The organism is Shewanella sp. Isolate13, from assembly GCF_022398325.1.
Lineage (GTDB): Bacteria > Pseudomonadota > Gammaproteobacteria > Enterobacterales > Shewanellaceae > Shewanella.
On sequence record NZ_JAKEVD010000008.1, the window covers coordinates 17,564 to 41,521 of the forward strand.

The 23,958-nt window shown below is 45.6% G+C and carries 20 protein-coding genes and 1 other annotated feature; of the genes, 9 read left to right on the forward strand and 11 right to left on the reverse strand.

Annotated features, from left to right (window positions below):
- Positions 1 to 124: 124 nt before the first annotated feature.
- Both L1D44_RS07245 and L1D44_RS07250 read right to left on the reverse strand, forming a co-directional pair.
- On the reverse strand, positions 125 to 1,666 hold the full coding sequence (locus tag L1D44_RS07245; RefSeq protein WP_239889519.1) for a DUF1254 domain-containing protein: 1,542 nt from the start codon (positions 1,664 to 1,666) through the stop codon (positions 125 to 127).
- Between the two features lie 111 nt (positions 1,667 to 1,777).
- On the reverse strand, positions 1,778 to 3,754 hold the full coding sequence (locus L1D44_RS07250; RefSeq protein WP_239889520.1) for a diguanylate cyclase: 1,977 nt from the start codon (positions 3,752 to 3,754) through the stop codon (positions 1,778 to 1,780).
- Positions 3,755 to 4,192: 438 nt separating this feature from the next.
- On the opposite strand from L1D44_RS07250, the gene L1D44_RS07255 reads away from it, so the two are divergent.
- Together L1D44_RS07255 and asnB are read left to right on the forward strand one after the other, a co-directional pair.
- Positions 4,193 to 5,881, forward strand: a complete 1,689-nt coding sequence (locus L1D44_RS07255; RefSeq protein ID WP_239889521.1) for a M28 family metallopeptidase — start codon at positions 4,193 to 4,195, stop codon at positions 5,879 to 5,881.
- Between the two features lie 412 nt (positions 5,882 to 6,293).
- Positions 6,294 to 7,958 carry an asparagine synthase B gene (gene asnB / locus L1D44_RS07260; RefSeq protein WP_239889522.1) on the forward strand — a complete coding sequence of 555 codons (1,665 nt, stop codon included), beginning with the start codon at positions 6,294 to 6,296 and terminating at the stop codon, positions 7,956 to 7,958.
- 106 nt (positions 7,959 to 8,064) lie between these two features.
- On the opposite strand, the gene L1D44_RS07265 is transcribed toward asnB, so the two are convergent.
- From L1D44_RS07265 to L1D44_RS07275, 3 genes are all read right to left on the reverse strand, one after another.
- Positions 8,065 to 8,406, reverse strand: a complete 342-nt coding sequence (locus tag L1D44_RS07265; RefSeq protein WP_239889523.1) for a 5-carboxymethyl-2-hydroxymuconate Delta-isomerase — start codon at positions 8,404 to 8,406, stop codon at positions 8,065 to 8,067.
- A 39-nt stretch (positions 8,407 to 8,445) separates the two neighbouring features.
- The gene (locus L1D44_RS07270; protein WP_239889524.1) at positions 8,446 to 8,808 is read right to left on the reverse strand and encodes a VOC family protein; all 363 of its coding nucleotides are present in this window, start codon (positions 8,806 to 8,808) and stop codon (positions 8,446 to 8,448) included.
- A 175-nt stretch (positions 8,809 to 8,983) separates the two neighbouring features.
- Positions 8,984 to 9,691: a DUF445 domain-containing protein gene (locus tag L1D44_RS07275; RefSeq protein ID WP_239889525.1), complete on the reverse strand. Its 708-nt coding sequence runs from the start codon at positions 9,689 to 9,691 to the stop codon at positions 8,984 to 8,986.
- A gap of 367 nt (positions 9,692 to 10,058) precedes the next feature.
- Between L1D44_RS07275 and L1D44_RS07280 the strand changes: the two genes are divergently transcribed.
- The 3 genes from L1D44_RS07280 (at position 10,059) to L1D44_RS07290 (ending at position 14,446) form a co-directional block, all read left to right on the forward strand.
- Entirely contained in the window at positions 10,059 to 13,178 is a 3,120-nt protein-coding gene (locus L1D44_RS07280; RefSeq protein WP_239889526.1) for a DUF748 domain-containing protein, read from the forward strand.
- A 178-nt stretch (positions 13,179 to 13,356) separates the two neighbouring features.
- Positions 13,357 to 14,001, forward strand: a complete 645-nt coding sequence (locus L1D44_RS07285) for a Type 1 glutamine amidotransferase-like domain-containing protein (protein ID WP_239889527.1) — start codon at positions 13,357 to 13,359, stop codon at positions 13,999 to 14,001.
- An 88-nt stretch (positions 14,002 to 14,089) separates the two neighbouring features.
- Positions 14,090 to 14,446 carry a glutathione S-transferase N-terminal domain-containing protein gene (locus L1D44_RS07290; RefSeq protein WP_239889528.1) on the forward strand — a complete coding sequence of 119 codons (357 nt, stop codon included), beginning with the start codon at positions 14,090 to 14,092 and terminating at the stop codon, positions 14,444 to 14,446.
- Between the two features lie 72 nt (positions 14,447 to 14,518).
- Here L1D44_RS07290 and L1D44_RS07295 read toward each other — a convergent pair whose 3' ends face one another.
- The 6 genes from L1D44_RS07295 to L1D44_RS07320 all read right to left on the reverse strand — a co-directional run bounded on the left by L1D44_RS07295 (position 14,519) and on the right by L1D44_RS07320 (position 18,542).
- Positions 14,519 to 15,070, reverse strand: a complete 552-nt coding sequence (locus tag L1D44_RS07295) for a YbhB/YbcL family Raf kinase inhibitor-like protein (protein ID WP_239889529.1) — start codon at positions 15,068 to 15,070, stop codon at positions 14,519 to 14,521.
- 165 nt (positions 15,071 to 15,235) lie between these two features.
- A complete protein-coding gene (locus tag L1D44_RS07300; RefSeq protein WP_239889530.1) occupies positions 15,236 to 16,048 on the reverse strand; it encodes a RecX family transcriptional regulator in 813 nt (270 codons plus the stop codon).
- Positions 16,049 to 16,205: 157 nt separating this feature from the next.
- Entirely contained in the window at positions 16,206 to 16,613 is a 408-nt protein-coding gene (locus L1D44_RS07305; RefSeq protein ID WP_239889531.1) for a CBS domain-containing protein, read from the reverse strand.
- On the reverse strand, positions 16,610 to 16,960 hold the full coding sequence (locus L1D44_RS07310; RefSeq protein ID WP_220767759.1) for a P-II family nitrogen regulator: 351 nt from the start codon (positions 16,958 to 16,960) through the stop codon (positions 16,610 to 16,612). Before L1D44_RS07310 ends, L1D44_RS07305 begins: the two co-directional genes overlap by 4 nt.
- On the reverse strand, positions 16,950 to 17,735 hold the full coding sequence (locus L1D44_RS07315; protein ID WP_220767758.1) for a DUF1538 domain-containing protein: 786 nt from the start codon (positions 17,733 to 17,735) through the stop codon (positions 16,950 to 16,952). Before L1D44_RS07315 ends, L1D44_RS07310 begins: the two co-directional genes overlap by 11 nt.
- Before the next feature lie 72 nt (positions 17,736 to 17,807).
- The gene (locus L1D44_RS07320; protein WP_239889532.1) at positions 17,808 to 18,542 is read right to left on the reverse strand and encodes a DUF1538 domain-containing protein; all 735 of its coding nucleotides are present in this window, start codon (positions 18,540 to 18,542) and stop codon (positions 17,808 to 17,810) included.
- Between the two features lie 474 nt (positions 18,543 to 19,016).
- Positions 19,017 to 19,126 (forward strand) — a sequence feature (Trp leader region).
- Positions 19,127 to 19,236: 110 nt separating this feature from the next.
- On the opposite strand from L1D44_RS07320, the gene L1D44_RS07325 reads away from it, so the two are divergent.
- Genes L1D44_RS07325 through trpCF form a run of 4 tightly spaced genes read left to right on the forward strand, consistent with a single transcriptional unit; the run spans position 19,237 to position 23,920 of the window.
- On the forward strand, positions 19,237 to 20,817 hold the full coding sequence (locus L1D44_RS07325; protein ID WP_239889533.1) for an anthranilate synthase component 1: 1,581 nt from the start codon (positions 19,237 to 19,239) through the stop codon (positions 20,815 to 20,817).
- Entirely contained in the window at positions 20,814 to 21,428 is a 615-nt protein-coding gene (locus tag L1D44_RS07330; protein ID WP_239889534.1) for an aminodeoxychorismate/anthranilate synthase component II, read from the forward strand. The genes L1D44_RS07325 and L1D44_RS07330 overlap by 4 nt, the downstream gene beginning before the upstream one ends.
- A gap of 4 nt (positions 21,429 to 21,432) precedes the next feature.
- Complete coding sequence (gene trpD / locus L1D44_RS07335; RefSeq protein WP_239889535.1) at positions 21,433 to 22,491, forward strand: anthranilate phosphoribosyltransferase; 1,059 nt, start codon at positions 21,433 to 21,435, stop codon at positions 22,489 to 22,491.
- 1 nt (position 22,492) lies between these two features.
- Complete coding sequence (gene trpCF, locus L1D44_RS07340) at positions 22,493 to 23,920, forward strand: bifunctional indole-3-glycerol-phosphate synthase TrpC/phosphoribosylanthranilate isomerase TrpF (protein WP_239889536.1); 1,428 nt, start codon at positions 22,493 to 22,495, stop codon at positions 23,918 to 23,920.
- The last annotated feature ends 38 nt before the right edge of the window (positions 23,921 to 23,958 follow it).

Consider the following 23,958-nt stretch of genomic DNA (forward strand, 5'->3'; position numbering starts at 1 on the left):
GAAAACTTTCCCCTTGCAAGATTTAACGGTTTGATAAAACATTCTGACTCCTCTTAGGGCCAAGGTGTATGTATCTGTGGCATAACCTTGCCCTTAATATTATTGGGTAATTCAAGCCCGAAGATTATTGCTCCACTTCCACAATATCACCGGGTTGCCAACTCTTATCAAACCAGGATTCAAGCGGACCATAGAGGCGTAACAAGATAAACCAGCCTTTATTAGGTACTGTTTGGATCCAGTTACTCTCTTTCCCCTCAGGCGCATTCGGACCGAAGTAAATATCCACGGAACCATCGGCATTTAGGGTCAAATCATCACGCTGATTATTACGACTTGGGAACTGCTGCCCCGTCTGCAGCTCCGAGCGGGTTTGCGTATCATAAGCAACCACAGACCAGAAGTTCTTTGCTGGAACATCGGCTGGAATATTCAGCTTGTAGGTCTTGCTACCGTTCAGGTACGCCGTGTCTTTTGATTTATCCAACATGGCATATTGCGAGCCCTTGCCAATCAGTTTTAGCGCCATTGCCGGCGTATTCACGGTCGCCATATAGAAGAAGTAACTACGGGCATCCAAATTACGTCCACCCTCACCATCATCAATTAGCCAACGATAGTCACCGCCAATAAAAGCGGTTTTCCAAAGCCGACCTGGATAGACGTAAACACTATCGTCTTGTGGTTGAAACATCAGCGATCTAGCAGTGGCGTTACCGATAGCTACACCGTCAGAAAGTAGTGCAGTCATGTGTTCGTCTGGTGCAAAAGGCTTACCCTTTTGAATCCCTATGCTCGCCATCAAGCCTCGAAGTTCGGGGTCGATAAATGACACAGGCTCCTTCTCTAGTACAGGCTGGATCTCTTTAAAGAAGTGAAAATCATTGGCATGCACCGTATTAAACTCTAAGCCACTGCCCGACTGAAACGCCATCTTTGGCGGCTGACTCTGCTTGGCAAGAGGATAGATTTTTAGGTGTTGCTTAAATGCTTGAACTGCTGAATCAGTCTTACCCTCTTTGAGGAAACCCCGAGCAATAAACCAATTGGTGTAACTCGTCGAGCGCGACACAAAGTAGCCTTTTGGCACCTCACCTTTATACTCTGGAGGCAAAATCAAGTACTTGCCCCCTTTTCCTTTATCTGGGCCAACTATTCCCATATCTGTTACGAACCTAAAGAAAGCGTCATTTACGGTCGTTGGGCCCATTCCTGCTGGAACCTCTACGACCGTCGGGCCATCACGTTTAAGATCTAAAAACGCTGATGCGTAAACCGTGTCGGTATTACCTGTTAAGAAAAGTGGATTTGAGTCCATCAATTTGTCAAACAGTAGCACTTGATTTGATTGAGTGATCCCAAGGTTTTCATGTCCAAGGCGTAACGCTTCTACCGAAGCCATGGGGATCGCATTTAAAAACGTTTCGGTTGCACGAATAGTGTTGAGGTTATCGTATATTTTCCGACTCGTTTCAATGGTCGGTGCCCCATCATGAAACTCCAATGTGCCAATACTCGTCTCAACCTTATTCGGAGTCATAATACTTTCGGGGATCTTGTTGTTATAACCAGGAGTTGGGGTTTCTGCCGCCACTAACTGTGATGACATCCCCAACAGTAGAGCGATGGACGCTACAGCTGATTTGAACTCAAGTTTGGTATTCATTATCTTCCTTATTTCTATTTCACAATTATTCCTTTAGCTTACAGACTAGGATCTGAATAAAAACTGGTCAATACAAAACTATTTACACAAGCCAGCGAAAGGACTGTGATGTTATGATTTATCTTCAGTCACTTCCCATGCCACCTGAGCGAGCACCACACGGTTACGTCCCTGTCTCTTAGCGAGATAAAGTGCCTTATCGGCACCATCAAGCACAAGCTGCCATGAATCGACTAAGGTGCGCGCATCTAATGGCAGCCCCACTCCAAACGAAACCGTCAATTGCAACTTCGCCCCTTGAACCTCAATAATGGTATCGGCAACCGCCTGGCGAATACGCTCAAAGTAACTCAATAACACTTTTGCCGATTGGGGACAGGAAGCCGCTGGCCAGCTAAGTAACAAGATAAACTCTTCTCCCCCCCAGCGAATAAGCAGGTCATCTTCCCGGATCTTGCTCTGGATCAGTTGGCCAACCCTAACTAACACCTCATCCCCGATATCATGACCATAGCTGTCATTGACCCTCTTAAAGTGATCGATATCGATAATGGCCAGACACATCCTAGTATCTTTAGATGTTGGTAGTTGCCCTTGTTGCGCCAAATAATCTAAGAAGTAGCGACGGTTATATAGGCCCGTTAAGGTGTCTAGGTTAGACTGCTTATATAGCTCTCGATTAGAACTTTGTAGATTCTTATTATCATTTTCAAGTCCGTAACGCTTCCAGATCAACAGTGAAATGGAAATCACAGACACGAGAATAATAAAGAAAAGTAGCTTTTCGCGAAGTTTTTGCTCCGCAAGTCGGGCATCTTGCGCATCATTCTCAGCTTTTAACACCGCAAGCTCCTGCTGGCGATATTTCTCTTGGTAACTTTTACTCAACTCAAGACTCATCTTGGCTCGCCTATCAAACAGTAAAGCTTTATCTTCTTCATTAGCCTTACGCTGATAATCCAATGCGCTTTTATAATCTCCCTGTGCCTCATAGACTAAGGCATAAGTATTATAGGTATCAGCTAAACCCGCCCTTGTACCTATTTGGCTATATAAGGTCTCGCTCTTTACTAACGCCACAAGGGCATCATCAACCTGCCCCAAATTAAATAAAGCCTTAGCCAATATTCTGCTACAGTCACTTTCAAATAACAGATACCGATTTACAGAGGCGAGTGCGACACACTCTCTACCTATATCAACGGCCAACTGATATTGCGCTATTGAAAGGTAATAATGTGCCCAAGAGGTCTTGGTATTCACCTTCACGCGCAAATTACCGCTTAACTCAGCATTTTTCTGGGCGGCGATTAAATAGGGCTCACTCTCACGCACCCTACCTAACTGCTCTAATATAAAAGCGGCATTGTTATTAAATGCACTGAACTGCTCATAGCTACCGCCATACTCGTCAATATGTGCTAACGCCTCATTATTAGAGTCCCAAGCTTTATCCCACTCCTGAAGATCCACATAGATAACCGCAACATTAGACAAAACCTTACTAATATACGGATCATCCGGTTGTGATCTAAAGATATCGAGGGCGTTTAGATAATACTCAAGTGCGACATAGTACTGATCTTGAAAATAATAAAGCGCACCTTTGGTATTAAAAGCGCGCCCTGTCAGGTGATCGAAATTAGCAGCCTTCGATAAACGAATGGCGTCATCAACCAAAGCCAATCCATCTTTAAAACGACTCTGTTTAACAGCAAAAGTCGCCTGCCACATTTTCGCTTCGGCGATCAGCCAAACTCTATTTAGCCTTTGTCCCGCTGTCAGCATCTTTGATATCGCCAGCTCAGCGGCCTCTGGATTGCCATTTGACATCTCTATGTCATGTAAAATGCGATAATAGGCAAATGCATGATAGGCTGACTGCTGCGCCTGTTCTTGGGGGATCTCTTGCGCCAATTGATGACGTTTATGGTTCGTATCGAGGGTCTTATCATTAAGCAAAGCCAAAATCCGCTGACCATTGCTTAATTTTTCTATGGTATGTAGTGGTGAAAACTCGGCAGAATTCACTGCAACAGAACTGCATGCCAGAACCAAAAAAATAAAAAACGTAATAAACTTTTCCATAAGAGTATCACTGGTTTTGTATAAGAATGGCAACATAACCTAAGGTTTACAAACCTATATTAGGGAAGTAAAACATAACGTTAGTGGCTTTCAATCTTCATAATTAAATCAATAAAGACACAGTATCTTAAATATTGCTAAGGTCAATCAAATTATAACAACTCATCCATTACGACCAACAATACCTATTCAAGCCACTAACACTTGAATCAGCACAGTCCCACGTGATGACATCGTTAGTGTCACTCAATAAGTTAAGACGAGTGTACTGAGCCCTCAATTAAACCAAGTATGAAGCAGCTAATCGCTCGCGCAATATTAAGTAACATTTTTACAAATAGATTATCGGCTCGCCCCCTTGCCATAGGGGGTAATCTTCCTCCATCATGCGTGTTAATGCCGCTAAAAAGTCTAAAACAACAATAATAGGACCTATTCATGCGTTCAATTTTACCTCTTTGCGCACTTGCCTTGCTGAGTGCTTGCAGCCAACACCCAAGTAATATTAGCAAGCCAAGCGACGTCACCTTCGATGAGGCTCGCTTTCGCCAAGACATAAAAACCCTCGCTTCAGATGAATTTGAAGGCCGCGCGCCCACAACCAAAGGCGAGCAGCTGACACTCGATTACCTGAGTAATGCATTCGCAAAAATGGGGTTAGAGAAACCTAACGGAAAAGATTACCTCCAGGCTGTACCAATGGTGAGTTACACCGCATCGGAGCAGCAGGAAATTCAATTAGGAGAGCAACAGCTTAAATACCGCCAAGATGTGGTATTAGGTAGCCGTCATGATATTGCTAGCATAGATATCAACGAGGCACCGCTGGTATTTGTCGGATACGGTATTAATGCCCCTGAGTATCAATGGAATGATTATCAAGATATAGATATGCACGGCAAAATAGCGGTGATCCTCGTCAATGACCCAGGTTTTGCTCGGCCCGACGCTGGCAAGTTTAATGGTAAAGCCATGACCTATTATGGCCGCTGGAACTATAAGTTCGAGGAGGCCAGTCGCCAAGGCGCCTTAGGCGCAATTATCATTCACGATACTAAGCCTGCTTCCTACCCTTGGTCCGTCGTGGAAAACAGCTGGACTGGCGCTCAACAAGATTTGGTACGTACCCCTACCGAACAAGCACAGCGAGTAAAAGTCGAAGGTTGGATCACCTATGATGTAGCCACCGAGCTATTTGATCGTTCGGGCTTGTCATTAGCAACCATTTCAGATCGGGCTGCCGCCAGCGCCATCAATCTAGCGTTAAACCAAACCGCCTCGATTGCCTTTGAAAATCGAGCCGAGTATGCCAACAGCTACAATGTCGTTGCTACCTTGCCCGGTAGTAGCCGCCCAGATGAACATATTCTGTTTACCGCTCATTGGGATCATATTGGTGTAGACGCCAACAAAGATGGCGATCAGATCTACAATGGCGCCCTCGATAATGCCTCTGGCACCGCCGGCATATTGGAAATTGCGCGCCAGTTTGCCGATCAAGCTAAAAATGGTCACCCTCTCGCACGCTCAGTCACCTTTATCGCCACTACAGGCGAAGAACAAGGCCTATTAGGTTCTCGTTATTACGCTGCCAATCCTATCTATTCACTCGACAAAAGTGTGGCGGTATTCAACTTAGACAGCACCAATATTTACGGCCGAACCACTGACTACACCATAGTGGGTAAAGGTAAGTCTGAACTGGAAAACTATCTAGTGAATGCGCTCAAGAGCCAAAACCGCACCGCCAAACGCGAGAAACATCCTGAATCAGGCGGTTTTTTCCGCTCCGATCATTTCAGCTTCGCCAAAGAAGGTGTACCTGCGGTATTTGCTGGCGGCGGCAGTGAACCAGTTGACGAGGCCACCGCACAATACAAGGCGCAGATGAAACTGAAAATGAAAGGCTGCTATCACAATGTCTGCGATGAGTATCGTGAAGATTGGGATCTTTCTGGGGCGCTGGAAGATCTAGCCATCTTCTACCAAGCCGCCTTCGAATTAGGTAACAACCACGACTGGCCCGGTTACTACAAAGGTACAGAATTTAATGCACTGCGCCCAGCACAAGAAAAACAGCCAAGCCAAGAAAGTGCCCACAAGAGCAAGGAGCTAGCTAATTTCTAACTGAGCAGTGAAATACCGCTTTCCAACACGCCGACTTACAATTAACGAGTCGGCGTTTTTTTGTTCCTCCTTAATACAACCAACTACAGACTTCTCAAACTGTGACTATTTCGTTCAAAATTCAAACTAAAAACTGATATTTATCGACTTATTTCGCCAAAGCGGTTTTAAACGCTTGTCATTGAGAATTATCCAATCCCCAACCAACCTAAACGCCGCAAAAATAAATAATCCACACAAAAACACGCAAAAAACCAAGCAATCATCATTTAATGCGTTTCAAAATTCGAAATTTCACCAGCAAAAACGCAAAAATACAGACAATTCATCAAAGACGGATTTGTGTTATTGAGTTTTCGATGGCAGAGTAATAGTCAATTGAGTTTAAGACAGAATTTTTTTGGAGTGACCTATGTGTTCAATTTTTGCAATTTTAGATATTCAATCTGACGCGACGCCGCTGCGCCAAGTCGCTCTAGAGATGTCCAAACTTCTGCGTCACCGTGGCCCTGATTGGTCTGGAATTTACAGCAGTGACAGAGCCATTTTGGCCCATGAACGTTTAGCCATCGTTGATATTGAACACGGTGCACAACCTCTACTTAGCCAAGATGAATCTATCGTATTAGCCGTAAACGGTGAGATCTACAACCATAAAGAGTTAAAGGCCGAGCTTGGTGACAAGTACAGCTACCAAACAAACTCTGATTGCGAAGTGATCTTGGCTCTATATCAAGAGTACGGCACAGAGTTCTTAGATAAGCTCAACGGCATTTTTGCCTTCGTACTTTACGACAAGGCCCGTGATACCTACCTTGTCGGTCGAGACCATATGGGAATCATCCCACTCTACACCGGCCGAGATGCTGAAGGTAACTTCTACGTAGCATCAGAGATGAAATCGCTCATGCCTGTGTGTAAGACCGTAGAAACCTTTACCCCAGGCCACTATCTGTCGAGTGAAAAAGGCGAGCTTACCCATTACTATCAACGTGACTGGCGTGAATTTGTCGCGGTTCAAGATAACCCTGCCAGCGCAGAAGATGTACGTGACGCATTAGAAGCAGCAGTTAAGCGCCAATTGATGTCTGACGTGCCTTATGGTGTCTTGCTATCCGGTGGCCTCGACTCATCAGTCATCTCAGCCATCACCCAAACATTTGCTAAGCGCCGCATCGAAGACGACGGTGAGAGCGATGCTTGGTGGCCCCAGCTTCACTCGTTTGCCGTTGGCCTTGAAGGTGCGCCAGATCTAGTCGCAGCACAAAAGGTGGCCGATGCGATTGGTACTATTCACCACGAGATCACCTTCACCTTCCAAGATGGTATTGATGCGATTAAAGACGTGATTTATCACCTAGAAACTTACGATGTCACCACCATCCGCGCTGCCACCCCTATGTATTTGATGGCGCGTAAGATCAAGGCTATGGGCATTAAGATGGTGTTGTCAGGTGAAGGCGCCGATGAGCTATTTGGTGGTTACCTGTACTTCCATAAGGCACCAAACGCTCAAGCTTTCCATGAAGAGCTCGTGCGTAAGTTAGACAAGCTACACCTATTCGATTGCCTACGTGCTAACAAAGCGATGGCGGCTTGGGGACTTGAGGCTCGCGTACCTTTTCTAGACAAAGAGTTTATGGATGTGGCGATGCGCACCAACCCTGACGCAAAAATGTCTAAGAACGGCAAGATCGAGAAGCACATTTTACGCGAAGCCTTTGAGCATAAATTGCCTAAAGAAGTAGCTTGGCGCCAAAAAGAGCAGTTCAGCGATGGCGTTGGTTACTCTTGGATCGATGGTCTTAAAGATCACGCCGCGCAAAAGGTGGACGATCTACAATTAATCAACGCTAAGTTTAGATTCCCATACAACACGCCGGAAACGAAGGAAGCCTATTTCTACCGTACTTTCTTCGAGGAGTTGTTCCCGCTGCCAACAGCCGCAGAAACGGTACCAGGCGGTAAATCAGTAGCCTGCTCAACCCCTGAAGCACTGGCTTGGGATGCGAGTCTGCAAGGGATCATCGATCCATCGGGTCGAGCCGTGCAATCGGTACACGACAGTGCTTATTAAGCCACTGCTCATAAACCAAAGCATTTAGCTGATCCTTGCTCAATTAAAAAGCCACTCGTTTGAGTGGCTTTTTGCTGTTTAAACATAAGCAATACAAGGTGATATGTTAATTAAGCGCCTTAAAATAGTGCTGATTAATATCCACGATCTCAATAGTCACACTCGAAACCGATGCAGTGATAAGCGCAATCGCATCATACACTCGCTCAAGCAGCAGAGATTTTTGCTCATCGGTTCGCCCAGGCATGATAGCAATATTAAGATGAATAAAGTTTGCCTCATCAGAATCGCCCACTTTAAAAAATTCACAACTGTGAGCACGGGTCTTGATTGCCTGAGGCTCAAACAGCTGTGACTCAACGAGGCCGCGGTGACATGCAGTCACTAGGGCTTCAATCGATAACAACTCGGCTAAAGGTGCTGAATATTCAATCGTACAATGGGGCATTTTCTGCTCTCTTTGCTAGTAATAAAGAGTAATAGGAGTTTATTCAGACCAGACGGCATATTCATTACCATTAGGATCGAGAAAGTGGAATCGCCGTCCTCCCGGAAAAGAAAATATCGCTTTGCAGATCTCCCCTCCCGCTCGCACCACACTAGCTTGTGACGCCTCGAGTTCTTTAGAGTAAATCACAATCAATGGACTGCCAGAGTCAGTGGTGAATGACTTGTCGCTAACAAAAAAGCCGCCCGTTATACCGACATCGACAAAGCAAGTGTAGTCTGGGCCGTAATCGACAAACTCCCATCCAAACACTTGATTAAAAAACACCTTGGTCTTATCGATCTCTTTTACCGGGATCTCAAGATAGTTAATACTATGATGTTGGTTTTGACTGTGTTGCATCTGTCACTCCTGTGAACCTGTGTTTATTCCACTCGCCATTGATTAAAACATATTCAGTTTTAGATAGCAGCTACTAGAATAAGTAGGTTAATCACAACAGTCACTCAAGATGACGCAATAGCCATAAAAAAGGGAGCCTAAGCTCCCTATTTCACACCTGTTAACCGTTAACGACTTAGCCTTGAATCAGCGCTGCAGCGAAACCGATTAAGCCACCGAATACTCCGCCCCAGACCACTAACCAACCAAGGTGCTCACGGATCATCTCCTGCACTATCTCTTTAACAAGTTGTGGCGTTAACTCATCGAGTCTTTGGGTGACAATCTCTTCCACTTTTGCGCGCATATCCGCAATCATGTTCGGCTGTTCAAGCTCGGCTTTTAGTAGCTCATAAAAGTCATCACCTTGAGCTATTTCACTCAACGAACTCTTCATTTTTTCAATAAAAGGTTCACGTAGCGGCGTTATGGCATCTGTGCCACCGAACATCGCCAGCATACCACCAAAAGAAGATTGGGCCACCGTGCTTACGAGTGCATCGAATGCTGGCGAAAGATCAATTTTCTCAATCACTGGTTGCAGATTTAACTGCTTTTCCACACCGCCTTTCTCAGACAAGAAACGGTCGATATTTTCCTCGGTAAAGAACTGCTTCATCATAAGGTGAGCAATCGCCGCCTTAAACTCCTCAAAGCGTGAGGGGATGACACCAGAACCATATAAGCCCGGCACCTTTTCAAACAGCATATGGATAGCGAGCCAGTTGGTCACCGCACCCGATAACGCAAATAACCCCACTGTTAACACGATCGGTAAGGCAAAAAAATAGCCCACTGCAACAAGAATGGCAGCAAGCAGATTGGTGATAACACTCTTATTCAAGCTAATTCCCCAGAGCAAAATTGAAAACGCGCTATGGTATCAATCAAGAAAGACCCGAGGCAATAGGCTTACCCCTATCGAATTAGCGATGCGTCACAAACAGCTTGTTTAATGACCAGATTAATTGTAGGTCGCAATAGAGGGTAACCCTTTGTATTAAATAAGATTAGATCTATAAAAAATCGCACTATATTTATCGTTAACAAATATTTTCACTAAAAACGCCAAAAGCATATGATACACGGCTCATTTAAATGATAATAAGTCTAAAATTGAAATAGGTGTATCAGCCTTTAACAGACCCGCCTTGGGGCTCTCCCGTTAAAGCGATAAACACTCTGCCACATTTAATTCGACGAAGGTCAGTATGTCTTTTATCAAAAATTTACTTAAACCTATACTCAATGGCTATCGGCAACGCCCTAGATATCAGCGCCTGCTCATCATACTTTCCGCCATTTACCTTAGCTTTACCGCCCTTTTAGGTCTCTTAGTTCCCTATATTGTGGTCAAACAAGCGCCTAAGCAACTATCTGAACTACTGCAACGACCTGTGACCTTAGAGCAAGTAAAGATCAATCCTTTTACCCTAGAAGTCGCAATTGATAACTTCGAGCTTCACGAAACCAATAACCAGCCTTTTATCGGCTTTAAACAGCTCACCTTTGAATACCAATTTTGGGACTCGATTTTTAATGGTGCATTTAGCGTTGCCGACATCACATTGACCAACCCGGCAATCAATGTTCAGCGTATAAAAGCACCGCAAGCATTACGCTTTAATTTTTCAGATATTATCGACACCTTAGCTAACCGCACTAAAGAGGATGCCAGCGAAGAGTCGACACAAACGACTGCCATTCCGCATTTTATTATCTCCAACCTAGCTATCGTGAATGCCGATTTAAGCTTTATCGATCGTGTCACGAATAGCCAACTGCACTACCCTGAACTCAATCTAAATGTTAAGTTTTTCGATTCAGAATATGCCATCCAAACAGCGCTAGAAAATCTTGGTGAACAACAAAAAACTAATCACTACTCGATACAGGTTGTTGGCCGTCATGGTGGGAATATTGCGACTCAAGGCATAGTGCAGCTCGCTCCCCTTAACATTGTTGGCGATGTGAAATTGAGTGACATACAGCTACCACAGTTCTGGTCGTTTATCTCCGAGCACTTTGCGCCAGAACTCACCTCTGGCCGTTTGAGCCTATCGAGTCATTACCTGCTTCAGATGCAAGACGACAAATTCGAAGTCTCTACTGACCAAGGGCTAGTCCAACTCGACGATGTTAACTTTGATTACCAGAAGCAGTCGATAATCAAGCTGCCCATGGTTGCCCTTAAAGGCATCGCCTTCAATCTGCAGCAGCAAACTGTCATGGCCGAAAGCTTAGATACCAATGGCTTAGTGCTTAACGCTAAAGTTGGTAAAGACGGGGTTGATCTTGCCACGCTATTCACCCCATTAAGTGAACCCAGCGCCCCAGCACAAGAGACTAAAGCAAAGCCCATCACACAAGCTGACGATAACACAAACAACCTAGGTCTAGAGCAAAGCAAGTCTAGCTGGACGACTGTGCTCAAGGGAATCAACCTTAAAGATTATCAAGTCAATCTCACTGAGCGGTTGCTAACTAAAAGCACCCTTTGGCAGATAGACGACATTAACCTCACCACTGGCGCAATAGAGGCAAGTCTGGCTAAGCCCATAGACTATCAACTGTCGCTCAATATTAACCAAGAAGGGATAGTTAAAACTAGCGGCAGCATAGATGCGTTAAAACAGTTAGTGAATGCCAAAGTGTCTATTACTGAGTTTGCCTTGCCGCAGCTACAAGACTACCTGAAGCCTTATGTGAATATCGAGCTTAAGCAAGGTGATTTCAATACCCAGGGAGAACTGGTAATCGATGCTAAAACCGAGCAACTAAGCTATATCGGCGAGTTAGCGATTGATGATCTACTCATTAAAGACACAGTACAGAAAAAAGAGCTACTCAAATGGAAAGGCCTAGCCATCAACCGTGTGGCATTTGATAAGACCGCCAACCGTCTCGATATCGACCATGTAGCCCTTAATCAGCCCTTCGGCCGCATCATCATTGCTAAAGATAAGAGCACCAACATCGGCGATCTTGTGGTACAGCCGCAATCCGAACCCACAATTGAAAAGTCTAAAGGCGCGCACCCAAACACCGCCGTCACCGCCAAGGTGACGACTAAAGGTAGCACTGACGAAGCATCTACTCAGCCTTTGGCATTAACTATCAATAAAATCAGCTTTAAAGATGGCTCAACCTTCTTCGCCGATAACTCGTTAACCCCCAACTTTGCCGCCAGCATCGAACACTTAGATGGTAGCATCAGTAAATTATCATCAAGCAGTGAGCAAACCGCATCGGTCGATATCACAGGTAAAATTGACCGCTATGCCCCCGTCACGCTAAAAGGTGATATAAACCCCTTACTGGAACGGCCCTATCTCGACCTTGCCCTAAGCTTTAAGCATGTTGAGCTAACCTCGGTGAACCCTTACTCGGGTACCTATGCCGGCTACTACATAGATAAAGGACTGCTTTCTTTAGATCTAAAATATCGACTCGATGACAACAAATTAGTCGGTGACAACCACGTGGTGGTAGACCAGTTAAAACTGGGAAAACCGAGCGACAGTAGCCTAGCAACCACCTTGCCGGTCACCTTAGCCATCGCACTACTGCAAGACAGGCATGGAGTGATTGATTTAGGCCTGCAGGTCTCTGGCGATGTTGACGATCCAAGCTTTAGCATTGGCAGCATAGTAATGACAGCCTTTACCAATGTGATCACCAAAGCCGTGACCGCGCCCTTTAGTTTGCTCGCTAATTTACTTGGTGCCGATGAAGGGGAACTCGATAAGATCAATTTTGCTGCAGGTATCGCAACTCTAGACGATAGAGAGCAAGAAACCTTAGACAAATTAGCCGAAGGGCTGAATGACAGACCCATGTTGACCCTCAATGTTGAGGGAGGCGTTAACATGCTTGAAGACAGCCATGCCCTCAGTGAACTTAAACTTAAACGTAAACTGGCCCAAACCGCCAAGCTTGATATCAAGACACTTCCGCTAGCGCTTTCGCCAAGTAGTTACCCTACAACAGGGCCGCTATCTGATGCACTGATTGCTCTGTATGAGACAGAGCTTGGTCGTTCGGCTCAGGCTGTAAAAGATAAGATAGCGGCAGAACATCAAGGGGAAGAAAAACTAACCGCAGAGCAATTATCTCAGCGCTGGCATATGGCTCTATATAATTTTACCTTAGGCGCCCAACGCATTGCCGAGGATGCAGTCGGAAAGCTGGCTCAACAACGGGCAACTACGGTGAAAACCTACTTGATCGAAAAGAGAAATATCGCACCGGAAAGAATATTCCTGCTTGATAGTCGAGTAGAGCTTAACACAGGCGCAAGCCAAGCCTTGTTAACCTTGTCCGCCAAGTAAGCTTACCTTTAGGTGAAACACAAGCCACAAAGGGCACACTAATGATTAGTGTGCCTTTTTATTTTCCTTGCAAAATAGTCTCTCTTTCACTTTTGTTATTAGATTTAATCAGTTAATGTCAATCCTATGACCTAAGTCTATGCATACTCATTCGCAACTAAGCTCTAAGGAGTGATAGATGAAACTCGCCCTACTGAGTGATCCAAACACCGAAAATGGCCAAGCGGCAATCAATGCGCTACTACAGTCGCTCATTGGCGTTAATAAGCGTTCGCCGTTAAGGGTTGGCTATATCGCATCACAGCCCGATCCACATCGAGAGTTCTATCAACAAGCTCAGCACATGTATCAAACCCTCGGTGCCGAACTCAGTGTTTATCTCGAATTAGAGGGGGGATTTTCACAACAATCTGTCGAACGCTTACTAAACTGCGATGCCATTCATCTCTCAGGCGGCGATACTTACCGTTTCTTAAAGGGCCTTAAAAATAGAAAGCTATTGCCTGTGCTGCGCCAATACGCCATCAATGGCGGTGGCCTTATCGGCATTAGCGCGGGGGCTATGATTATGACCCCCTCGATTGCAAGTGCCAGTCTCTGTGGCGACATCAACCACTGTGGGCTCGATGATTTAAGTGCCCTCAATCTCGTGGACTTTATGTTTGCACCTCATATTGACCAAGCACAGCTGCGAAGCGACCAATTTCAACAACAGCTAGCTGTGTTCAAGCAGCAACTCTGTTTATGCCCAGATGATGCCAGTCTCTTATTCATTACAGGTAAAGTTGAACAACTCGGCGTTTGTCAGTGGCATTTATTGTAAAAATGAAAAGTGTTCTTTATCCAATACTTTCAACCCTGTAACACTTGAGTTAAAATCTGCGCGAGTATCAATACATCAGAGGTAGTTAATGTTTATTATTCGTTGGATATTAGGCCGTATCATTTTGTTTTTAAACTTTATTTTTGCGCCTAAAAAACTGAAGCGTCCACAAGAAGAGCAACAAAGAATCGACAGCGCAACCAGCAACATGACTATTTACGAGTATAAGGCGTGCCCATTTTGCGTTAAGGTTCGTCGCTCACTTCGTCGTCAAGGCTTAAATATCGTTACACTCGATGCCAAGCAAGAGCCGCACAAGAGTACATTACTAAACGGTGGTGGCAAGCTGCAGGTCCCTTGTATGAAGATTGACGAAAATGGTCAATCGACTTGGATGTATGAATCCTCAGAGATCATCAACTTCCTCGATAAGAAATTTGCATAAGCAAAGGCTATAAAAAGAAAAAGGCAGCATAAGCTGCCTTTTTCATCTCTATTTCAAGCCAGTGTTTCTAGACTATCTAGCATTTGTCGGCGCCATCAGTGTCGCCTTATCCAAAAGATGTTGATAGATATTGTATCCCGCTAATGCCGCCGTCGCGTTATCTGGCAGCTCTATATGGGCAATATCCAAGGCGTAAACGGTGATCTGATAATTATGCGGAGCAGAACCCGCTGGCGGGCAAGCACCACCAAAGCCTTTAAAACCAAAGTCATTCGTTACCATGCTAGTTCCCTCTGGAAGATTTGCTCCTCCCTTTAGGCCTGCATTAGCAGCTAAGCCTTGGCTGTTCGCTGGCAAATTAATGACTAACCAATGCCACCAGCCACTGCCTGTCGGTGCATCGGGATCGTACATTGTCACGGCAAAACTTTTAGTGCCTTCGGGGACGTTGCTCCAGCTGAGCTCTGGAGAGATATTTTCTCCACTACAGCCCCACTGATTAAATAGCTGAGCTTTATTGAGCGTTTTACCCTCAATAATATCGCTACTGCTAAGTTCTATAGCCTGAGCCGAGCATGCCAGTAAACCAAGTAAAGTCAGCAACACGAATTGATTCAATCTCATACCTTTTCCTACCTTTTATTGACTTACGCATAACTGCCAATAAGCATAGTTGAAAATACGATGACTTCTCGTGGAACCGGGAATGCACTATATTTGTTGATTCAAAAATAGCAATTTAGATAAAATGCAATGAATAGCTTTATTCATTCGTAATGATTGATATCTTCACGCCTCATCATCTAGCCTCATCGCCTCTTTGATCTCGTCACTGCTAAAACCTTTACGGGATAAATAGGCGTATGCTTTAGACTTCTCTTTATAGTCCGATAAGTCATAACGCTTTTTAGCTAGCTCCTCTTTGCAGCTGTGATAAAAATCGACATCGCCAGTAAGCGTCAATTGATACAAAGTCTCTTCAAAGTCGCTCAAATCAATCAGTCGCTGCTTTAGCTCCTGCTCAATAAGAGTCTGACCTTTTCCTTTGTTATATAACTTGATTATTTCACTGCTTAAGTCGACTTTATCCGCCTTCACCGCCAATTTACTGCGCAGAGTGTCACACTGTGGATGCTGTGATAAGGCGTGCTCTATCTCTACTCGAGAAAATCCTTTTGACGTCATCTGAGCGAAGACTTTCTCTTTGTTAGTGCCATGAAAGTTATCATACTTGCCGAGAAGCCTAGATGTAGCCATCTCAAAGGTATCGACATTTTGCTCATCCATCACCCGCTCTATCGCGCTATCGATCTCAGTAATGGAGACGCCCCGCTGTTGTAATTTGCGCCTTATAGCACCTGTACCTAACTCGTGGCTAAAGGCCAGCTCGCAATAGCGTACTGCAAACTCAAAATCACTTTTTAGATAGCCGCTCTCAATAAGTCTAGCCAGTACAGTATCGATCCACTCTTGGTTTTCGGTTTTCCGTTCAAGCTTGCTGCGAATTTCATTGATAGTGAAATCTTGCTGGCTTAGATGCCAATAAGCACTATTAAAAACATTATCGATGGTTTTAGCTTGACGTAGTGGTGGGCGCTGCATGACAAATTGAACTTAAATTGAAAAGTAACCAGGGCCAGTGTAGCAGATCCCAGCTCAGTTAAAGAATAATCAGTTTAAAAATAAAGAGTAAGGAATAAGAGTTAAGAGTACAAAGAGACGCCGAGAAAGCCCTGACTCGGCGTTCGTTTTCAAAAAATTATCTCACCTTATTGATCATGCCTTTAAGCACAATATCGTGGTAGCTCACCAATCCCGCTATCTTACCGCTCTCAATCACAGGCGCCTTAGTAATACCAAAACGCTCAAATAGACGCGCACTGTAACGCACATCCATCGTACCGGGGACTGATAGTACGGGCTTGACCATGATCTCATATACATTGACTCGCTCGGGCGATCTATCCTGTGCCAGCACTTTCTTAGCAATGTCACTCATCAGTACCATGCCAAATTCATCATCGTCATGGCGCTTATTAACAAACAGCACGTTTACCTTGCTTGTCACCGCGTGTTCAATGGCATCGGCCACGGTTTGCAGCCCATCGATCATGGCGTAATCTTGACTCATGACATCATGATTTCTGACTAAGTTTTCGCTTTTCATATTTGATCCTCAATATCATGAGTAAGTTTTTGTACTTGATGGGCAACACCAACGGCGTCTTCTACATCAATTTGAATCGCAATGCCTTTACCCGAATCGCTGTCAAAACCGCCAACTTCACTGACCGTTTCTAAAATCGAGCGGCATAGGTGCTCTTCAACCAACAACAATACCACGTCACGCTGCACGTCTAACGATAGGCCCATAAAGGTTTTCTGTTTATTCAGCCCTTCACCACGAGCGTGATTAATCACAGTCGCCCCCGTCGCTCCTTTACTGCGAGCCGCATCGAGGATCGAATCGGTACAGGCGTCATCAATAAACACCAAGATCAGTTTAAAGCGCATTATCTCGCTCCTTTTGGGTTCTATTCTTAAGTTCCACTAACTGGGCATAGCCCATCACAGTGATCATCGGAAATAAGCTGGCAAAGGCGATAAGGCCAAAGCCATCAATCAGTGGGTTGCGACCATCGACATTGGTAGCAAGTCCCAGACCTAAGGCGGCCACTAACGGCACGGTGACGGTGGATGTGGTCACTCCGCCAGAATCATAGGCCAGTGGTACTATGGTCTTAGGCGCATAAAAGGTCTGGATCACCACCAACACATAACCCGCCATGATGTAATAATGAATAGGATCGCCCACAACGATACGAAAACAACCTAACGCGATACCAAAGGCGACACCGATTGCCACCGAAATACGTAAGCCCTGAATGCTTATGGTACCGCCGGAAACCTGATTTGCCTTTATCGCAACCGCGATAAGTGATGGTTCAGCAATCGTGGTACTAAAGCCTATCGCCGCTGCAAAAATATAGACCCAATAATAGTCCTGCCAGCCATTAACGGTATTTTCAAGATCGTCTTCATGGATAAATTCATGGGAGGTGAGCTGCTCAGCCATACTCTCACCGATCGGAAATAGCGCCATCTCAAGACCCACTAAGAAAAAGCTTAGTCCTAAAATGACATAAACAAAGCCAGCAGCGACGCGGCGCCAATTTGCCACGGGTCTTCTCAACACACCAAGCTGAAAGCCAAATAGAATGATCGCAATAGGAACCACATCCCTGATGGTCACCAGCAAGGTATCGAGTACTTGCTGCAACATATCCATTAAAGCACTCCTATTTAGAATACTGGTATTAAAAACACTGGTATTAAAAGCACCGACATTAAAGCACTCTTTTTAAAGCACCAGCATTCCGTAGATAAGCACAAAGATCATCGGCATTAAGCTGGCAAACGCGATCAAACCGAAACCATCAAGCATGGGGTTACGCCCCTTAATCACTGTTGCTAAGCCCACACCGAGAGCGGTCACTAAGGGTACAGTAATCGTAGACGTCGTCACCCCGCCCGAGTCATAGGCGATGCCTATGATGTTTTCTGGGGCAAATGAGGTCAAAATCATGACGATGATATACCCTGAAATAATCAGGTAATGGATCGGCCAGCCTTTTAAAATTCTGACCACCCCCAGTAAAATTGCCAGCCCTACCGATAGCGCAACCGTTAGCCGTAACCCCAAAGCATAGCTATCCATAGACTCTTCGGTCGATGCTATTGCTCCGGCATCAGCGGCAACCTCAGCCGCCTCGTTTGCGACTGCGGTTAATGCGGGTTCAGCCAGCGTCGTACCAAAGCCAAGAGAGAAAGAAAAAACCACCAGCCAAAAAACACTGCCTTTACGCGCTAGGGCATGTGCTAAAGACTCCCCGATAGGGAACAGCCCCATTTCGAGACCAAATACAAAGAAAGTTAAACCGACGACAATGAAGACAAGGCCGATGAGTATAGACAAGAGGTTATCTGGCGCTTGCTGCAGAACAAATACCTCGAAAAAGCAGACCACCAAAATTATCGGGATCAGATCTTTAAAACTACTAAACAAGGCTTTGAAAAGCTGATTAATTGAAGCCATAGTCACTCCTTTGGGGCCACATTTTCAGTGTGCCAAAATCAGCAAGGATAACAACAAACAATTAACAAACGTTGCGATAAGTTTGAGCTAGATCAAGCCTGACTCGAGTGAAACCAGCCTCATTGCACCTTGGCCATCCGAAAATTGAATCACGCATAATGAAAAATGGCCACACGGCATGTTATACCGTGCTCATCAGTGTCTGGATTGGCGCATTATCACGCGCAAAGTTTAATTAACAAGCTAAACGCTACAAACATCCAAACTCAATAAGCACATTTTTAGCAAGATCCACTCAAAAAAGATTAAAACCACGCCAGAAAGATAAAATTAGAGAAATATTTTCACTCTATTAGTGAAAATCAATCAAAAATGGAAATATTCGATTGACAGCTTTCACCCGCAAATGTTTCTATATAGTCACTGAACAAACAAGATGAATTTTAAATGACACAGTTTATTACTTTCCAAAACATTAATTGGTGGTGGCACTTCCCAAATTAGCGGGTGGTGTGGAACTGTGTGCTCAGAAAACTGAGTCAAGATTCAACAAGAAAGCCCGCATACACTGCGGGCTTTCTTGTATCTAAGCGATAATAAAATAAGCAAGAAGAGAGAAACCCCGAAGCGGCAGGTTAAAAAAGTGAGATAAAACAATGAACAATGCAAGACCCTACAAGGCAGGAGCATAAGCATGGAACACACTATCGCTAAGGTTATCACCCAAAAAGAGGCGCTGGCGTATCATGACGATCCACTTAGTCTATACCAGCATGTAACTCAAGATGCCCCTCACACCATGCTACTGGAATCGGCTGAAATTGACAGCAAAGACCACTTAAAGAGTATCGTGCTAACCCACGCTGCAATGATGATCCGCTGCAGTGGCTACCAACTTGAATTTAGCGCATTAACTGACAATGGTAAGACACTAATCTCGCCTATCAAGTCCTTCTTCGAACAGGCCTTTGCGACCACGGTAATTAACCATTTTGATGACTCAAACTTAAGCCTTACCTTACAAAAAGAGTCCAACCAACTCGATGAAGATGCTCGCCTAAAGTCGACCTCTCCTCTCGATGGTCTGCGAGCGCTAGTTAAGCACATTCGCTGCGATGAAAGCCCTGAGTTTGAAGATCTATTTTTAGGTGGCGTACTCTCCTATGACTTAATCGATACTGTCGAGCCATTGCCAAGTGTGCCACAAGGCGATAACACCTGCCCTGACTACCTATTTTATCTCGCTGAAACCTTAATTCTTGTGGACCATCAGCAGCAAAGCGCTGAAATCATCACTCACCAATTTGTTTCTCAAGCACAAGGCGCCGTAGATAACATTACAGCCTCACAGGCGCAGCGTATGGCACAGTTACAGCAAGCCTGCCAGTCATTAGTCCCCATTGCCGAGTTACAAGCCATCGAAGCAGATACGCAAGTGAATATCTCTGACAGTGACTTTAAAGACACGGTTAATAGCCTAAAAGAGCACATCATCGCTGGTGACATTTTCCAAGTGGTGCCATCACGCAGTTTCAGCCTACCTTGCCCCAATACATTAGGTGCCTATCGCGCACTGAGGCTGACAAACCCAAGTCCCTACATGTTCTACTTTCGCGGTGATGACTTCACGCTCTTTGGTGCCTCTCCTGAGAGCGCCCTTAAATATGAGGCTAAGAGTAACCAAGTAGAGATCTACCCCATAGCCGGAACGCGAAAGCGCGGCAAGACAGCCAATGGCGACATAGATTTTGATCTCGATAGCCGCAACGAGCTTGAGCTGCGTCTTGATAAGAAGGAGTTGTCTGAGCACATCATGCTTGTGGACTTGGCCCGCAACGATATCGCTCGCATCAGCCAAAGTGGCACTCGCAAAGTACCTGAACTATTAAAAGTCGATAGATACTCCCATGTGATGCACTTAGTTAGCCGTGTCACTGGCCAACTTAGAAACGATTTAGATGCGCTGCATGCCTATCAAGCCTGTATGAATATGGGCACCTTAACAGGGGCACCCAAAGTCAGTGCGGCGCAGCTTATTCGCTTAGCCGAAAAAACACGCCGCGGCAGTTACGGCGGCGCAGTAGGCTACCTAAATGGTCTTGGCGATATGGATACCTGCATTGTTATTCGCTCGGCCTTCGTCAAAGATGGTACCGCCTATATTCAAGCAGGCGCGGGCGTCGTATTCGATTCGGATCCGCAAGCGGAGGCCGATGAAACTCGCCAAAAAGCACAAGCCGTTATTTCAGCCATTAAGATGGGAGGTGGGCTATGAAAATCTATCTGTTAGATAACTTTGACTCCTTCACTTACAACCTAGTGGATCAGTTTAGAAGCCTAGGCTACGAAGTCGTGATTTATCGTAATGATGTCGATGCCAACTTTATCGCTAACAAATTACTCAATGAAACCGTACCTACGGCGCTTGTACTGTCACCTGGTCCAGGCGCGCCCCATGAAGCTGGCTCGCTAATGGCTTTAATTGAATGCGTTGCAGGCAAAGTGCCTATGCTGGGGATTTGCCTAGGACATCAAGCCTTGGTTGAGCATTACGGCGGTAAAGTTGAGCGTGCAGGACAAGTGGTTCATGGTAAAGCTAGCCCAACCTTTCATAACGGCACAGATATCTTTGCAGGCCTCCCCTCACCGCTTCCTGTTGCCCGTTATCACAGCTTAGTGGCGACCCAAGTACCGGATTGCCTAGAGGTTATTGCGACTACAGAAGAGATGCCAATGGCTATCATTCACAGAGAAGACAAAGCGGTAGGTTTTCAGTTTCATCCCGAGTCAATTTTGACCACTTTAGGTAGCCAACTATTAGTCCAAAGTTTAGATTACCTCTCTCTTGCATTAGCTAATAACTGCCAAGATAACGATAAAGGATAAGATAATGACTCAAACAGAAATCAAACCTACTGCAGCCCTTATCGAAACACTTTATCGGGGCGAGAGCTTAACCCGAGCTGAGGCTAAATCGCTGTTTAGCCAAATCATTCAAGGCGAAATGAATGAAGTCACCATGGCCGGCATGCTGGTTGCAATGAAAATGCGCGGCGAAACTATCGATGAGATCTCTGGTGCAGCGGACGCCCTGCGCGCAGCAGCTAAAGCTTTCCCTGCACCGAATAGCGCTACAGCTAACAAAGGCATCGTCGATATCGTGGGTACTGGCGGCGATGGTCACAACACCATTAACATCTCAACCACTGCAGCGTTTGTCGCCGCAGCGGCTGGAGCCAATGTCGCAAAACACGGGAATCGCAGCGTCTCGAGCAAATCGGGCTCCTCCGACTTACTAGCGCAATTTGGCATCGACCTAACCATGCCGCCAGAAACCGCCCGCGATTGCTTAGACGAGTTAGGGCTGTGCTTCCTGTTTGCACCTCACTACCACGGCGGTGTCGCCCATGCAGTGCCTGTGCGCCAAGCGCTTAAAACCCGCACCCTATTTAATGTGCTTGGGCCGCTCATTAACCCATCCCACCCTGACTTTATGCTGCTAGGCGTCTATAGCCCCAAGCTTGTTGCCCCCATCGCACAGGTGGTTAAGGCTCTTGGTATTAAGCGTGCTATGGTGGTTCACGGTAGCGGCCTCGATGAAGTTGCGCTGCACGGTGATACCTTAGTGCATGAGTTAAAAGAGGGAGAGATCAGCGAGTACCGTATTACCCCTGAGATACTTGGTGTCCCAAAAGCAGAGCTTAGTGAGTTGGAAGGCGGCGCCCCTGAAGAAAATGCAGAGTATACCCGCGCCATCCTTAAGGGCACAGGTCAAAGCGCCCATATGAATGCTGTCGCCATTAATGCAGGCTGCGCCCTCTATGTTGCTGGTATTTGTGATGACATAAAATCAGGCACAGCCTTAGCATTAGAGACGATACAGAGCGGTAAAGCCTACGAATTATTGACTCAGCTTGCTAACGCTAGCCAAGCTGAAAAAGGAGCATAATGTGAGCACGGATCTACGAGAAACAAGAGTAGCCAAAGAAAGCAACGTATTAACTAAAATTGTTGATACTAAAGCGGCCCACATTGCGTCACTTAAGCTACGCTTTCCTGAGGAAAATCTTAGCCCTAAAGTGTCTGACAGAAGTTTATTTGATGCCCTAAAAGCCCCAAATGCCGGGTTTATTTTAGAGTGTAAAAAAGCCAGCCCATCTAAAGGCTTAATTCGTGACGTGTTTGATGTCGATGCTATTGCCGATGTCTATAACCGCTACGCCGCAGGCGTCTCGGTATTAACCGATGAGCAGTTCTTTCAAGGGGACATGGACTATATTCCACGAGTGCGTGCTCGTGTTACTCAGCCAATCTTGTGCAAAGACTTTTTCGTTGATGAGTATCAGGTCAAACTTGCCGCTCACCAAGGAGCCGATGCCATCTTATTGATGCTATCGGTACTGGATGACACCCGTTATCAAGCCTTAGCAACCGAAGCCGCTAAGTATCACCTCGATATCTTGACTGAGGTCAGCAACGAAGCCGAGCTGACTCGCGCCATTGAGCTTAATGCCAAGATAATAGGTATCAATAACCGCAACCTACGCGACTTATCTACCGATCTTGCAACCACAGAAGCACTTGCGCCGCATATTCCTGCCGACACAGTGGTGATCAGCGAGTCTGGGATCTATAACCAAGCGCAGGTTCGCCGTTTGGCGCCCTTAGTCGATGGTTTCTTAGTTGGTAGCTCGTTAATGGCTGAGGATGATCTCGACCTAGCCTGCCGTACCCTAACTTTTGGGCACAATAAAGTTTGCGGTCTAACCCGTATCGAAGACATGCTCGCTGTCGCAAAAGCGGGCGCTGTCTATGGTGGACTCATTTTTGCCCAAAAGTCACCACGAGCGGTAACTGCCGAGCAGGCAAAAGAGTTAGTCGAGCAATTACATCAAAGTGGCACCAAGCTCAAACTAGTTGGGGTGTTTGTCAACGAAGCAGTCGATGTTATCGCAAATTTAGCTATCGAGTTAGGTCTGTTTGCGGTGCAGTTACACGGTAAAGAAACAGCTCTTGAAGTGAGCCAGCTAAAGGCAATTTTTACTGAGCAAGACTGTCGGACTCAAATATGGAAAGCGGTTGCGGTCGATGTTGAAAGTAACAACGAGCTAATTATTCCTGAAGGTATCGACCGAATCGTTTTTGATAGTAAGTCAGACGGTCAATTTGGTGGTACAGGCCAAACCTTTGATTGGCAAAAGGCACTGCCAAACCGAGACGCCGCGCTACTCGCTGGCGGCTTAAGCCCAGATAATGCAGTGCAAGCCGCAGCCCAAGGTTTTTACGGCTTAGACTTTAACTCTGGCCTTGAGCAAAGCCCTGGCATAAAAGATGTTAACAAAATATCAGCAGCGTTTACCCAAATGCGTCAGTACTAAGCTAGATAATATTAGTACAACAAGCTAAACAAGAATAT